Origin of the sequence: Sphingomonas sp. MMS24-J13 (assembly GCF_044905095.1) — a bacterium.
Lineage (GTDB): Bacteria > Pseudomonadota > Alphaproteobacteria > Sphingomonadales > Sphingomonadaceae > Sphingomonas_I.
This window is the reverse complement of the sequence record NZ_CP173258.1, coordinates 3,881,572-3,894,375: the sequence shown is the minus strand read 5'-3', so window position 1 is coordinate 3,894,375 and position 12,804 is coordinate 3,881,572. Positions and strand designations below refer to the sequence as shown.

Genomic DNA, 12,804 nt, shown 5'->3' with positions numbered 1-12,804 from the left:
CATGATCCGCGTTATCAAGACCGGCCTGATCGCAGGCGTGATACTGACCGCCGCTGCACCCGCTCTGGCGGAGAAGAACTGGATCCTGCCATCGGCGACAGTCTTCTCGGGCAATGAGGGCTGGGTGAGCATCGACGCCGCCAATTCCGGCGATCTCTTCTTTGCCGATCACCGGCCCGGCAACCTCGACCAAATGAAGGTGTGGGCGCCCGACGGCACGCCGGGCAGGATCCAGAACGGGACGGTGCTCCGCCGCCGCGCGGTGTTCGACGTTCAGCTCGACAAGCCGGGGACGTGGAAGATCGGGACACAGTCCGCCAACGTGATGGGCAGCTTCAAGATCAACGGTGAGGAAAAGCGCGTCGGCGGCCGTGGTGGCCCACCGCCGGGCGCAGGTGGCCCGGGTGCTCCCGCCGGCGCACCGCCAAAGCCCCTCACGGTTGCCGATATCCCGGCCGACGCGACTGACGTGAAGCTCACCCAGATGTCGAGCCGCAACGAGGTGTTCGTCACGCTTGGGGAGCCTACCCGACAGATTTTCGCGCCGACTGGCAAGGGGCTCGAATTCGATCCGATCACGCATCCCGACGAACTGGTCACCGGCGAGCCGGCGCGCTTCCGCTTCCTCGTCGACGGCAAGCCAGCCGCCGGCCTTCATGTTCAGGTCGTGCTGGGCGGCACGCGCTATCGCAATGCCGAGAATGCGATGGAGTTGGTCGCAGACAAGGATGGCGTGGTGCAGATCAAGTGGCCGACTGCCGGACTTTACTGGATGGGCGCCACCCTGACCGACGCGAATCCGACCGAGCCCCGGGCGACCCAACGGCGGATGAGCTACGGCGCGACACTCGAGGTCCTGACCCCCTGACCCTGTCATTCAAACCCCGGATCGCCGTTCCGCCGCTGTCGCGCTCCGCCTTCGCGGGGCACGATACGAAAGCAGAGGTGATCGACCTTACGGGCGAGACGATGGGCACCCATTGGCACATCCGCCTCGCCAGACCGACCGGACTGGATCTCGAATTGCTTCGCAGGGCCGTGCAGGGGCGTCTCGACGGGCTCGAATGGCAGATGAGCCACTGGCGCCCCGATTCGGTGCTGTGCGGGTTCAATCGGGCACCTGCGGGGCTGTGGGCGGTTCTTCCCGCCGATTTCGCAACCGTGATGCGGATCGGTCTGGCTATCGCCGCGCGATCGGGCGGCGCGTTCGATCCGACGATCGGCGCGCTGGTCGATCTTTGGGGCTTTGGTCCGGTGGCCGGGACTGCTCCGCCCAGCAACGATGCGGTCGCGCGCGCCCGTGGCTGCTCGGGATGGGAGCGGACCAATTTCGATGTCGCCACCAGCCGGCTCCGCCAGCCCGGCGGTCTTCGGCTCGATCTGTCCGGAATTGCCAAAGGCTATGCGGTCGACGCGACGGCCGCGCTGCTCGCCCACCATGGCGTCCGCCACTGCCTCGTCGAGATCGGCGGCGAGCTCGCCGGGCGCGGCCTGAAACCCGATGGCGAGCCATGGTGGGTCGACTTGGAACATCCCGGTTCCAGCGCCCTTCCTCGCTTTCGCGCGGCCTTACACGAATGGGCGGTCGCGACTTCGGGCGACTATGTGCGCGGCGCCCACAATCTCGATTCCGCGACCGGTCGGCCGGCGATGCGCGACGTGGTCTCGGTCAGCGTCTTCCATGCCTCCGCGATGCAGGCCGACGCCTGGGCAAGCGCGTTGACCGTGCTGGGGCAGGAGGCCGGGCTGGCATTGGCGGCCCGGGAAGGCCTTGCAGCGCGAATCGTGACGAGGGACGCGGCGGGCCTGCGCGAGGTATTGACGCCTGCGCTGCACGATCTGCTCTGATCGGACCAGCGAGGCCGGTGCCGACCGATCTAGCGTTCGGCCTCGTCCAGCAACAACCTGGTCAGCCCATCCGGATCGTCCGCCATCACGACATGCCCGGTCGCGATCTCATGCACGCGCCAGGCCGGATCGGATTTCACCCGATCGTAGAATTGGGTGAAGATCGTCGGTGTGCCGACGGTGGCGTAGATATAGGTCCGGTTGGCGATCGCATCCGCCTCCGGCCCGAGCTTCACCGGCTCGAGCAGGGTCAGCAGCGGATGCCCGGTGAGGCCGCGGGGCGGAGTTCCCGGCGGGCCGAAGCGAGGTTGGACCAAACCGGGCGTGTCGCGCTGCGCATCGATGTAGAAAGCGCGCGTTCCCTCATCGGCGACGTCCCACAGCGCCTGCCCGTCCGTCGGGAGGAAGGCATCGAGATAGACGAGCGTTCGGATTTTGGCCGCGCGCGCGCCCGCCACGCCGGTGATCACCATCCCACCATAGGAATGGCCGACGAGAATGATTTCGTCGAGCTTCTCGCTGTCGATCGTGCCGACCACATCGTCGATATGCGTTGAGAGCGTGATACCCGGATCGACCAGATGGAGCCGCTCGCCGAGCCCCGTCAGCTGCGCCACGAACACCGTGTGGCCCACGCCGCGTAGCCGATCGGCGATATCGCGATAAACCCAGCCGCCGCCCCAGGCGCCATGCACGAGCACATAGGTTGCCATATCCCGCTCCCCTTCTTCTTGATTAGATCGCCTCGCCGCTCAGGCGCTGGCAGACCATGTCGAGCTGGTCGAGCGTGGCGTAGGCGATAGTAACGACACCGCCCCTAGTGCCGTGCTGGATCGCGACGCTGAGTCCCAGTTGATCGCGGAGCATCCGCTGCAGCAGGGCGATGTCGGCATCCGCTCCTTTGGGCTCGACCGCCACCTGCCGCTCGCGCTTGGCCTTGGGGCCGCGCGCCAGTTCCTCGGTCTCGCGCACCGAGAGGCTGCGTGCGATCACCTCGCGCGCCAGGGTCTCGGGATCGGCGGCCGTGATCAGCGCGCGAGCGTGGCCCATGGTGAGCCGCCCGTCGGCCACCGCTCCGCGCACGAAGGGTGGCAGGTCGAGGAGGCGCAGCAAATTGGCGATATGGCTGCGCGATTTGCCGACAATCTTGCCGAGCGCCTCCTGCGTATGCCCGTATTCCTTTATAAGTCTTTGATAAGCCTCTGATTCCTCTATTGCATTGAGATCTTGCCGCTGAACGTTCTCGACGATCGCAAGCTCGACGGTCTCGGCATCGGTCAGCGTCCGGATCAACACCGGAACGTCGTGCAGTTGCGCACGTTGCGCCGCCCGCCACCGCCGCTCGCCTGCCACGATCTGGTAGACATTGCCTTTGGGCCGCACCACGATCGGCTGGATCAGCCCGCTCACTTTCAGTGAGGCGGCGAGTTCGTCGAGCGCATCTTCATCGAAGTGGCGACGCGGCTGATCGGGGTTCGGCACGATCTGCCCAACAGGGAGCGTCTGGACGCCGGCCGCGCGCGCCGCTTCCGCACCGATCGGCTGCTCGCGCGCCGCCTCTCCCAGAAGCGAGGAAAGACCGCGCCCGAGCCCGCGTTTGACTTCGCTCACGCGGCCACCGCCGGTGCGGGCAGGCGGGCAATCACTTCGCGGGCGAGTGCGATATAGGCTTCGGACCCAGGGCAACGATGGTCGTAGATCAAGGCGGGCAATCCATGGCTGGGGGCTTCCGACAGGCGAACATTGCGCGGTATCACCGTATCGAACACGAGCTTACCGACGACCGCACGGACATCGTCCGATACCTGCTCGGACAGACGGTTGCGCCGATCGAACATGGTCAATGCGACGCCGAGAATCGCGAGCCCCGGGTTGAAGCGTCCCCGCACGAGTTCGACCGTACGAAGCAACTGGCTCATTCCTTCCAAAGCGAAGAATTCGCACTGCAACGGCACCAGCAAACTCTTGGCAGCGACGAGCGCGTTGATCGTGAGAAGACCGAGCGACGGCGGGCAATCGATCAGGCAGATATCCCAGCGGGGCGGGGCCGCGTCGAGGGCGATCTCAAGCCGACGAACGCGATCATCGAGATCGGCGAGTTCGACTTCGGCGGCGGCGAGATCTTGGGTTGCGGGGAGAAGATCGAGTTTGGGGACACGCGTCGACAAAGCGGCTTCATCGACAGAACACTCGCCGATCAGCACCTGATACGTCGATCGGCCGCGGGCGTCGCGCTCGATTCCGAGTCCGGTCGAGGCATTGCCTTGAGGATCCGAATCGATCAGCAGTACGCGAAAGCCGCTCGCGGCAAGCGCCGTAGCAAGGTTGATCGCGGTGGTCGTCTTGCCCACCCCACCCTTCTGATTGGCAATGGCGATGCGGATCATCAGGATCTCCCCGGGCGAACGTCGCGCGCGACGATGATCGCCGCCTCGGAATCGGTCACGCTCGGCACGATCCCGAAGCTACCCTGCCACGATCCGGCCACCTCTTCCAGTTCCAGCGCCGCACTTCTTCCCTTGGGAAGCACCCACGTCGTCTTTGGCGTCGAAAATCGGTGGGCGATCGCCAGCAATCGGGGCAACGGCGCAAAAGCACGGGCGGTGATCACGCCATATTTGCGATCGGGAAGAATTTCCGCACGGCCGCCGAACACCGCAACCCGATTCGCCACGCCGAGCACATCAACCGCCTGCCGCAAGAAGGCGATCCGCTTGGCCCGCGACTCGACCAGGGTGATCGGGCGTTCACCGACAAGCGCGATGACCAAGCCGGGAAAGCCGGCGCCCGAACCAAGGTCGAGCCAGTCACCCTCCCCGGCCGAGTCGAGCAATTGCGCCGAGTCGACGATATGCCGCGCCCACATCTGATCCATCGTCGATGCCGATATCAGATTTTGGTTGGCTCCTTCCCGTCGGACAAGATCGGCGAATTGAGCCAGCCGATCCAATGTTCCACGTGGAACATTACGCGCAGCCAGCCAGGCACGCGCTTCCTCCTCGGTCATGCCGCGCGCCGCACCGCGACCAGTACGGCCGCCAAGGCCGCCGGCGTTACACCCCGCACGCGCCCGGCTGCAGCCAAATCGGCCGGGCGCGCCGCTTCGAGTCGCTCGACCATTTCGTTCGAAAGCCCGCCAATCGCCGCATAGGAGTCAATCCGTGCGAGGCTTACGTTGGCGTCATGCTTCAGCCGGGCAACCTCGGCCCGCTGCCGCTCCAAATACGGCGCGTAGCGCGCATCATCGACCACCTCCCGCAGGATCGCTTCATGCGCCGACAGGGCTGGCACGAGCGCGATAGCGCGATCGGGGGTCATATCCAGCTGCCGCACCCAGTCGCCGAGCGGTCTTGGCGCGCCAAGACCACCAACCTGTCCGGCGGCGAGCGGCGTCTTCATCAATGCGGTAGCGGTCTCGACATCGCTCAGACGGCGTTCGAGCCACTCGCCGCGCTCGGCTCCAACCGCACCACTCGCCAGTGCCATACCACCCAGGCGCGTGGCCGCATTGTCCGCACGCAGCCGCAGCCGATATTCGGCCCGCGCGGTCAGCATACGGTAGGGTTCGGTGACCCCTTGCAGGATCAGATCGTCGACCATCACCCCGATATAGGAATCGGCGCGATCGAACCGCACCGGCTCGATCCCGAGCACTGCGGCTGCGGCGTTGAGCCCAGCCACCAGACCCTGCGCCGCAGCCTCCTCATAGCCGGTCGTGCCGTTGATTTGCCCTGCACAATAGAGGCCAGGTATGGCCCGCAGTTCGAGGTGCTCGGTCAGGCTGCGTGGATCGATATGATCATATTCGACCGCGTAGCCGGGACGGACAATCTCGGCCCGTTCCAGACCCGCGATACTGCGCACCATCGCTTCCTGGGCGTCAACCGGGAGCGAAGTGGAGATGCCGTTGGGATAGACGAGCGGATCATCCAGCCCCTCGGGCTCGAGAAAGATCTGATGGCCGTCGCGATCGCCGAAGCGGACGACCTTGTCCTCGATCGAGGGGCAATAGCGTGGCCCCTGCCCTTCGATCGCGCCTGAAAAGAGCGGCGAGCGATCGAGCGCCGACCGGATGATATCGTGCGTGCGCAGGTTGGTGCGCGTCATCGCGCAAGCGAGCTGCGGCGCAACCCGGCCCGCGCCAAGTGCAGAAAAGGTCCAGCCGTCGTCATCCGACGGCTGGCGCTCCAGCTGGGCCCAATCGATCGTGCGGCCGTCGAGACGTGGCGGTGTGCCGGTCTTCAGACGCGCCATCGGCAACGACAGTGCGCGCAATTGCCGCGCGAGGGGAATCGAGGCCGGCTCGTCAGCGCGGCCGCCGACCTTGGCCTCCAGCCCGCAATAAAGCGTTCCGCCCAGAAACGTCCCTGTCGCAAGGATAACCGCCGCCGCGATCATTTGCGAACCATCGGCCAGCGTCAGCCCGGCAACGCGGCCACTCGCGATGTGCAGAGCGCTCGCCTCTCCGGCCACGATCTGAAGATTGGGCTGGTCACCGAGCAGGCTCTGGACCACCTCCTTGTAGCGGCGCCGATCAGCCTGGACGCGGGGCCCATGTACCGCCGAGCCCTTGCTCTGATTGAGCATGCGGTAATGGATCGCGGCATGATCGGCCGCCCGCGCCATCACGCCATCGAATATATCGATCTCGCGAACGAGGTGACCCTTGCCGACCCCGCCAATCGCCGGATTGCACGACATCGCTCCGATCTGCCCGGGGTCGTTGGTCACGAGCGCCACACGCGCGCCACGGCGCGCCGCTGCGGTCGCGGCTTCACACCCGGCGTGCCCGCCGCCCACAACGATGACATCGAATTGCGCCATAGGCGCGCCATAGTGGGTGAAGCAGGTCGGCGAAAGGCTTCTCTCGTTCCCGCTCAATGTTCCACGTGGAACATCACTTGCCGATGCAGAAACGACCGAACAACGAGTTGAGCATGTCCTCCACACCCGCCCGGCCAGCGATGCGGTCGAGCGCGGTTCTTGCAATACGGAGATGTTCGGCGACGATGACGGCGTCCGCGTTGCGCCCGGCTGCGGTAAGTTCGGCCATCGCCTCAGCGATGATCCCTCTATGACGTTCGTTCAATGCCACGCGATCCGTTGGGGCCAACAAGGTTCGCGCGCGGTCTATCATCATCGCGCGCAGACCCGCCAGCCCCTGGCCCGTCACCGTGGACACCGCAATCATGCTCCCCGCCGGCATCGCCGCGCGATCGGGCAGATCGGCCCGGGGATGGACAATGATGGCCTCGCTCGGCGCTTCCGCGGCTGGTCCCAGCCATAGGATGATATCGGCCGTTTCGATCGCGTCGCGTGCGCGCGCGATCCCGGCCTGCTCGACCGGATCGACACTTTCGCGCAACCCGGCACTATCGACCAGAATCAATGGTAGTCCGTCGATCATCACCGGGGCTTCGATAATATCGCGGGTCGTACCCTCAATGGGCGTCGCAATGGCGACATCACGCCCGGCTAAGGCATTGATCAAACTAGATTTACCAGCGTTGACGGGACCCGCCAGCACCACGCGCAGTCCATCGCGCAATCGCTCGGCCGGCGGCTGGTCGAGGGCGGTCCGCATATCGAGCGCGAGACGATCGAGCGCATCATGGGAAGCCGTGCCAAGCGCCGGGACATCCCCTTCTTCCTCGCCGAATTCGATCGCTGCCTCGACATGCGCCGCCAGCCCCAGCAGCCGATCGCGCCAACCATCGATCAGCCGGCCAAGCCCACCTTCGGCAAGACGAATTGCTTGCCGCCGCTGCCCCTCGCTCTCCGCTGCGATCAGATCGGCAAGCCCCTCGGCCTCAGCCAGATCGATCCGGCCGTTGGCAAAAGCGCGGCGCGTGAACTCCCCCGGCTCCGCCGGGCGAAGGCCGGGCAAGCCACCCAGCGCCCCCTGCACGGCCGCAGCTACCGCACGGCCGCCGTGAAGATGAAGCTCGGCCATATCCTCGCCCGTCGCCGTGCCCGGTCCCGGAAGCCACAGCAGCAACACGCGATCGAGCGCTGCCCCTTCCGCGTCCACCAATGTCCGCACCACAGCGCGGCGCGGTTTTGGCAACACCCCTGCCAGCGCTTGCACCGCACCGGCGGTCGCAGGCCCGCTCAGGCGAATCACCGCGATCGCGGCCGGAAGCGCGCCGCTCGAGAGCGCGAAGATCGTATCCCGCGCCATGGCAGCGAGGCCTAATTCTTTCGCGACGTGCCGGTGAGCTGCTCGATCATCTGGCGCCAGGCGTTCATCCCCGCCTCCCCCATCGGGGTCCAGGTGCGGATCATGCGGTCGACCGTTTCCGGAGTCAGCCCCTCGCTCATCGTTTCCTTGAGCTTTTCCAGATAGATGTCGTGGATCGGGCCCATATCCGGCAGCCCCATCAAACGGCGGGCTTCTTCGGGCGTGCATTCGATATCCATAGTGATCTTCATCAGCCGCCTTTCGCGCCGTTGAGCCAGAGGCCAAACAATTGGTAGAGGAAGCGTCAGGGAGCGTCCATGCCGCAGCGTACGATCGAAACCCCTGTCGGACCAGTGCGCTTCACCAGTGCAGCAAATCGGCTGGTGATGCTTCATATCGATGCAATTCCGGAACCGGACATCGCCGGCGACGCTGCTTTGCTCGATGATGCGCAGGCGCAACTGATCGCCTATTTTGCCGGAAATCGCGAGAGCTTCGATCTGCCGCTAGCACCCGCACCCACCGCACGCGGTGCGGTGTTGCGCGACGCGATCTGCAGCATTTCAGCTGGCGAGACGATGACCTACGGCGCGCTCGCCGATCGGGTCGGATCGGGTGCTCGCGCGATCGGCCAGGCCTGCGCACGCAATCCGTTGCCGATCATCGTGCCCTGTCATCGTATCGTCGCGTCGAACGGCCCTGGTCACTATTCGGGCGGGCGTGGCCTCGTCACCAAGAGCTGGCTGCTCGCACATGAATCGAAGGAGAAAATGCTATGGGACTTATGACTCCGATCGAGGCACTCGACGCCAGCGGCAGCTTCGACGCCTATACGGCCAAGCCCGCCGGCACGCCGAAGGCGGCGATCATCGTCATCCAGGAAATCTTCGGCGTGAATCCCGGTATTCGCAAGAAAGTCGATGATTGGGCGGCCAAGGGCTATCTCGCACTGGCGCCCGACATGTTCTGGCGTTTCAAGCCGGGTTACGACGTCGATCCCGACGTGCCGGCGGACATGCAGGATGCCTTTGTTGCAATGCAGCAATTCGATATAGGCAAGGGGATCGAGGATGTTGAAGCCACGATCCGCGCTGCACGCAAGCTGATGGGCGGCGGCAAGGTCGGCGTGGTAGGCTTCTGCCTCGGCGGCCGCGTTGCGTTTCTCACGGCGACACGCACCGATGTCGATGCCAGCGTCGGTTATTATGGTGGCGGGATCGATACGATGCTCGGCGAGTCGCATGCGATCGCCAAACCGCTGATGCTCCATTTCGCCGAGGACGATCATTTCATCACTGCCGAGAAGCGTGCCGCGATCCACGCCGCACTCGATGGCAATAAACATGCGACGATCCATGAATATGCGGGCGTCGATCACGGTTTCGCCACGACGTCGGGCAAGAGACGGGACGATGCCGCCGCCGAACTGGCCGATGGCCGCACCGAAGCCTTTTTCGCCGAGGCGCTGGCATGAGCGATTATCGCATCGTCTTCCGCGAAACCGGCGGCCCCGATGTACTGGTGCGCGAGGATATAGCCACGCCGCTGCCAGCGGCGGGTGAAGCGGTCGTCCGGCATGAAGCGGTCGGGCTCAACTTCATCGACACGTATTATCGTTCGGGTCTCTATCCGTCGGATCTGCCCGGCGGGTTGGGTGGCGAGGCGGCGGGCGTCATCGAGGCGGTCGGTGAGGGCGTGACAGCGGTGAAACCTGGTGATCGCGTCGCTTATGCGGGAGGCCCACTGGGTGCTTATGCCACTTTGCGCAGCATCCCGGCCGGTATGCTGATGAAGCTACCCGATGACGTCAGCACCGAGACCGCCGCGGCAGTGATGCTCAAGGGTCTTACCGCCGATATGCTCGTCGGCGAATGCGGCAAGGTACGGCCGGGCCAGACCATCCTGGTCCACGCGGCTGCCGGCGGGGTCGGCTCGCTCCTGGTGCCTTGGCTGAAGGCGGTAGGCGCTAAGGTGATCGCGCATGCCGGTTCGCCCGACAAAGCCGCGAAGGCCAAGGCGCTCGGCGCCGACGAGGCCCTGTCCTGCCCATTCGACGAGCTTGCTGAAAAGGTGAAAGCGCTGACCGGCGGCCATGGCGTCAACACGGTGTTCGATGGTGTCGGCAAGGCGAGTTGGTCGGCCTCGATCGCCGCGCTGCGATCGCGTGGCCTGATGGTAAGCTACGGCAATGCCAGCGGCGCGGTGCCACCGGTCGAGCCACTCGCGCTGAGCCGCGCCGGATCGCTCTTCCTTACCCGTCCTACCCTGTTCCATTACATCGCGACGCCCGCCGAGCGCGAGGCAGCGGCTGCGCGACTATTCGCGATGCTGAAGAACGGCACGCTCGAAGTCGAAATCGGCCAGACTTTCCCACTGGATCGCGCGGCGGATGCACACCGGGCGCTGGAGGCCCGGGAGACCACCGGATCGACGGTGTTGATCCCGTAATTGCTGTCAGCCTCCCTCAGCGGAGGATTACCTGAACAGCGTCAGCAACCCTGTGTCGTGGTGGACGACCCCCTCGTAAACCATCTTCACCGCGACATAGAGGATGACCACCAGCCCGACATAGGCGATCCACTTATAGCGCTCGATCACCCGCGCGAGCAGATTGGCGGCTACGCCCATCAGGATCACCGACAATAACAGGCCGATGATGAGGATGCCGGGATGCTCGCGTGCCGCGCCCGCCACCGCGAGGACATTGTCGAGACTCATCGAAACGTCGGCTACCGCGACCGCCCAAGCCGCAGCTGCAAAGCTTTTCGCCGGCCTGAGCTCGCCTCCGTGATTCTGATCGCCGCCGCGCAGCTCGCGCCACATCTTCCATGCGACCCACAGCAACAGCAGCCCGCCGGCGAAAGTAAGTCCCACGACTTGAAGGAGTTGCGTTACCGCGAGTGCGAAAATGATGCGCAGCACGAGCGCAGCAAGAATGCCGATCAGGATGACGTTCTTGCGCTGCTTGGGGTCGAGCCCCGCGGCGAGCGCACCGACGACGATCGCATTGTCGCCTGCCAGCATGACATCGATCATCAGCACCTGCAGGAATGCTGCCAGCGCCTCGGGCGAGCCGAGGTTCGAGAAATCGGTAACGATGTGCTGCCAGAGCTCGATCATGCAAGTGTGTTATTCGGATGGGGCGGGACTGTCGATGAGGGACGGCCCGAAATAGTCGACCCGGGGCATCGGCTCGTAGAAACCGTGGAGCAACGCGCGCCATTCCTGGTAGCGATCGGATGTCCGGAAGCCTTCCCGATGGCTGGACACATCGTCCCACCGCACCAGCAGCAGATAAAGACCCGCAGCCTCGACCGCAGGGCGAACCTCGATCCCCAGAAATCCCGATGATGCGGCGATAAGCGGAATCGCCTGCCGCATCGCCGCCTCGAATGCAGCCGACTGGCCATCGCGCACGCTCAGCAAAGCGTGTTCGACGATCATGCTGGCTTATTGATTCATCGAATCGAAGAAGTCTTCGTTGGTCTTCGAATCCTTCATCTTGTCGAGCAGGAACTCCATCGCGTCGGTGGTGCCCATCTGCATGAGGATGCGGCGCAGCACCCACATCTTGGCGAGCTTGCCCTTGTCGAGCAGCAACTCTTCCTTGCGGGTCCCCGATTTGCCGACGTCCATCGCCGGGAAGATGCGCTTGTCGGCGACCTTGCGGTCGAGCACGATTTCGGAGTTGCCGGTGCCCTTGAATTCCTCGAAGATCACTTCGTCCATACGGCTGCCGGTGTCGATCAAAGCGGTGGCGATGATCGAGAGCGATCCGCCCTCCTCGATGTTACGTGCCGCACCGAAGAAGCGCTTCGGCCGCTGCAAGGCGTTCGCATCGACACCGCCGGTCAGGACCTTGCCCGACGACGGCACGACGGTGTTGTAGGCACGGCCGAGACGCGTGATCGAATCGAGCAGGATCACGACGTCCTTCTTGTGCTCGACCAGACGCTTGGCCTTCTCGATCACCATCTCGGCGACCGCGACGTGGCGGGTGGCGGGTTCGTCGAAGGTCGAGGAGACGACCTCGCCCTTCACCGAACGCTGCATGTCGGTCACTTCCTCGGGCCGCTCGTCGATCAGCAGCACGATCAGGAAGACTTCGGGATGGTTGTCGGTGATGGCCTTCGCCATGTTCTGCAGCATCACCGTCTTGCCGACGCGCGGCGGAGCGACGATCAGGGTACGCTGGCCCTTGCCCTGCGGCGAGATGAGATCGATCACGCGCGCCGACTTGTCCTTGACCGTCGGGTCCGCCGGATCAAGCGTGAGCTTCGATTCGGGATAAAGCGGCGTGAGATTGTCAAAATTGACGCGATGGCGCACTGCGGCCGGATCGTCGAAATTGACCTGCATGAGCTTGGTCAGCGCGAAATAGCGTTCGCCATCTTTGGGGTCGCGGATCTCGCCTTCGACCGTATCGCCGGTGCGCAGTCCGAACTTGCGGACCTGGTTGGGCGAGACGTAGATATCGTCCGGGCCGGCGAGATAATTGGCTTCGGGCGACCGTAGGAAACCGAATCCGTCGGGCAGCACCTCGATCGTGCCCATGCCCATGATCTGCTCGCCATTCTCGGCCTCGGCCTTGAGGATACCGAACAGCAGGTCCTGCTTGCGCATCGTCGACGCGCCTTCGACGCCAGCCTCCTCCGCCATGGCGACCAGTTCGGCCGGGCTTTTCTTTTTAAGGTCTTTGAGGTGCATATGGGCGTCCGGTGGTGCTGAGGGTGGGAACGGCGCGTAATGAAAGCGGCTGTTCGAGCTGTTGGATG

15 protein-coding genes are annotated in these 12,804 nt (G+C 64.6%); 5 read left to right on the top strand and 10 right to left on the bottom strand.

Annotated features, from left to right (window positions below; all coding sequences use genetic code 11):
• Position 1: 1 nt before the first annotated feature.
• Complete coding sequence (locus AB4Z44_RS17790; RefSeq protein WP_404711012.1) at positions 2-868, top strand: DUF4198 domain-containing protein; 867 nt, start codon at positions 2-4, stop codon at positions 866-868.
• A 77-nt stretch (positions 869-945) separates the two neighbouring features.
• On the top strand, positions 946-1,848 hold the full coding sequence (locus AB4Z44_RS17785) for an FAD:protein FMN transferase (protein ID WP_404711011.1): 903 nt from the start codon (positions 946-948) through the stop codon (positions 1,846-1,848).
• Positions 1,849-1,877: 29 nt separating this feature from the next.
• Here the strand turns inward: AB4Z44_RS17785 and AB4Z44_RS17780 are convergent, their stop codons facing one another.
• The 7 genes from AB4Z44_RS17780 to AB4Z44_RS17750 form a co-directional block, all read right to left on the bottom strand.
• Positions 1,878-2,561: an alpha/beta fold hydrolase gene (locus AB4Z44_RS17780; protein ID WP_404711010.1), complete on the bottom strand. Its 684-nt coding sequence runs from the start codon at positions 2,559-2,561 to the stop codon at positions 1,878-1,880.
• Positions 2,562-2,583: 22 nt separating this feature from the next.
• Positions 2,584-3,459: a ParB/RepB/Spo0J family partition protein gene (locus AB4Z44_RS17775; protein WP_404711009.1), complete on the bottom strand. Its 876-nt coding sequence runs from the start codon at positions 3,457-3,459 to the stop codon at positions 2,584-2,586.
• Positions 3,456-4,235: a ParA family protein gene (locus tag AB4Z44_RS17770; RefSeq protein ID WP_404711008.1), complete on the bottom strand. Its 780-nt coding sequence runs from the start codon at positions 4,233-4,235 to the stop codon at positions 3,456-3,458. Before AB4Z44_RS17770 ends, AB4Z44_RS17775 begins: the two co-directional genes overlap by 4 nt.
• Positions 4,235-4,855 (bottom strand): 16S rRNA (guanine(527)-N(7))-methyltransferase RsmG, encoded by a 621-nt coding sequence (rsmG, locus tag AB4Z44_RS17765; protein ID WP_404711007.1) that lies wholly within the window; start codon positions 4,853-4,855, stop codon positions 4,235-4,237. The genes AB4Z44_RS17770 and rsmG overlap by 1 nt, the downstream gene beginning before the upstream one ends.
• Complete coding sequence (gene mnmG / locus AB4Z44_RS17760; protein ID WP_404711006.1) at positions 4,852-6,672, bottom strand: tRNA uridine-5-carboxymethylaminomethyl(34) synthesis enzyme MnmG; 1,821 nt, start codon at positions 6,670-6,672, stop codon at positions 4,852-4,854. Before mnmG ends, rsmG begins: the two co-directional genes overlap by 4 nt.
• A 73-nt stretch (positions 6,673-6,745) precedes the next feature.
• On the bottom strand, positions 6,746-8,029 hold the full coding sequence (mnmE, locus tag AB4Z44_RS17755; RefSeq protein ID WP_404711005.1) for a tRNA uridine-5-carboxymethylaminomethyl(34) synthesis GTPase MnmE: 1,284 nt from the start codon (positions 8,027-8,029) through the stop codon (positions 6,746-6,748).
• 11 nt (positions 8,030-8,040) lie between these two features.
• Positions 8,041-8,280, bottom strand: a complete 240-nt coding sequence (locus AB4Z44_RS17750) for a DUF6489 family protein (protein WP_404711004.1) — start codon at positions 8,278-8,280, stop codon at positions 8,041-8,043.
• 66 nt (positions 8,281-8,346) lie between these two features.
• Here AB4Z44_RS17750 and AB4Z44_RS17745 point away from each other — a divergent pair, with 66 nt between their 5' ends.
• From AB4Z44_RS17745 to AB4Z44_RS17735, 3 genes are read left to right on the top strand one after another with little or no spacing between them, the layout of a single operon-like run.
• Positions 8,347-8,817 (top strand): methylated-DNA--[protein]-cysteine S-methyltransferase, encoded by a 471-nt coding sequence (locus tag AB4Z44_RS17745; protein WP_404711003.1) that lies wholly within the window; start codon positions 8,347-8,349, stop codon positions 8,815-8,817.
• Positions 8,805-9,503 carry a dienelactone hydrolase family protein gene (locus AB4Z44_RS17740; RefSeq protein ID WP_404711002.1) on the top strand — a complete coding sequence of 233 codons (699 nt, stop codon included), beginning with the start codon at positions 8,805-8,807 and terminating at the stop codon, positions 9,501-9,503. The genes AB4Z44_RS17745 and AB4Z44_RS17740 overlap by 13 nt, the downstream gene beginning before the upstream one ends.
• Positions 9,500-10,477 carry a quinone oxidoreductase family protein gene (locus tag AB4Z44_RS17735; RefSeq protein ID WP_404711001.1) on the top strand — a complete coding sequence of 326 codons (978 nt, stop codon included), beginning with the start codon at positions 9,500-9,502 and terminating at the stop codon, positions 10,475-10,477. Before AB4Z44_RS17740 ends, AB4Z44_RS17735 begins: the two co-directional genes overlap by 4 nt.
• A gap of 27 nt (positions 10,478-10,504) precedes the next feature.
• Here the strand turns inward: AB4Z44_RS17735 and AB4Z44_RS17730 are convergent, their stop codons facing one another.
• Genes AB4Z44_RS17730 through rho form a run of 3 tightly spaced genes read right to left on the bottom strand, consistent with a single transcriptional unit; the run spans position 10,505 to position 12,736 of the window.
• Positions 10,505-11,149, bottom strand: a complete 645-nt coding sequence (locus tag AB4Z44_RS17730) for a TerC family protein (protein WP_404711000.1) — start codon at positions 11,147-11,149, stop codon at positions 10,505-10,507.
• Positions 11,150-11,158: 9 nt separating this feature from the next.
• Positions 11,159-11,473 (bottom strand): antibiotic biosynthesis monooxygenase family protein, encoded by a 315-nt coding sequence (locus tag AB4Z44_RS17725; RefSeq protein ID WP_404710999.1) that lies wholly within the window; start codon positions 11,471-11,473, stop codon positions 11,159-11,161.
• A gap of 6 nt (positions 11,474-11,479) precedes the next feature.
• The gene (gene rho, locus AB4Z44_RS17720; RefSeq protein WP_404710998.1) at positions 11,480-12,736 is read right to left on the bottom strand and encodes a transcription termination factor Rho; all 1,257 of its coding nucleotides are present in this window, start codon (positions 12,734-12,736) and stop codon (positions 11,480-11,482) included.
• Positions 12,737-12,804 lie beyond the last annotated feature (68 nt).

Excerpts from the sequence above, each read along its gene's own strand:
- AB4Z44_RS17790 (WP_404711012.1), top strand. The coding sequence starts at position 2 with ATGATCCGCGTTATCAAGACCGGCCTGATCGCAGGCGTGATACTGACC.
- AB4Z44_RS17780 (WP_404711010.1), bottom strand. The coding sequence starts at position 2,561 with ATGGCAACCTATGTGCTCGTGCATGGCGCCTGGGGCGGCGGCTGGGTT.
- AB4Z44_RS17770 (WP_404711008.1), bottom strand. The coding sequence starts at position 4,235 with ATGATCCGCATCGCCATTGCCAATCAGAAGGGTGGGGTGGGCAAGACG.
- rsmG (WP_404711007.1), bottom strand. The coding sequence starts at position 4,855 with ATGACCGAGGAGGAAGCGCGTGCCTGGCTGGCTGCGCGTAATGTTCCA.
- mnmG (WP_404711006.1), bottom strand. The coding sequence starts at position 6,672 with ATGGCGCAATTCGATGTCATCGTTGTGGGCGGCGGGCACGCCGGGTGT.
- mnmE (WP_404711005.1), bottom strand. The coding sequence starts at position 8,029 with ATGGCGCGGGATACGATCTTCGCGCTCTCGAGCGGCGCGCTTCCGGCC.
- AB4Z44_RS17750 (WP_404711004.1), bottom strand. The coding sequence starts at position 8,280 with ATGAAGATCACTATGGATATCGAATGCACGCCCGAAGAAGCCCGCCGT.
- AB4Z44_RS17745 (WP_404711003.1), top strand. The coding sequence starts at position 8,347 with ATGCCGCAGCGTACGATCGAAACCCCTGTCGGACCAGTGCGCTTCACC.
- AB4Z44_RS17740 (WP_404711002.1), top strand. The coding sequence starts at position 8,805 with ATGGGACTTATGACTCCGATCGAGGCACTCGACGCCAGCGGCAGCTTC.
- AB4Z44_RS17735 (WP_404711001.1), top strand. The coding sequence starts at position 9,500 with ATGAGCGATTATCGCATCGTCTTCCGCGAAACCGGCGGCCCCGATGTA.
- AB4Z44_RS17730 (WP_404711000.1), bottom strand. The coding sequence starts at position 11,149 with ATGATCGAGCTCTGGCAGCACATCGTTACCGATTTCTCGAACCTCGGC.
- AB4Z44_RS17725 (WP_404710999.1), bottom strand. The coding sequence starts at position 11,473 with ATGATCGTCGAACACGCTTTGCTGAGCGTGCGCGATGGCCAGTCGGCT.
- rho (WP_404710998.1), bottom strand. The coding sequence starts at position 12,736 with ATGCACCTCAAAGACCTTAAAAAGAAAAGCCCGGCCGAACTGGTCGCC.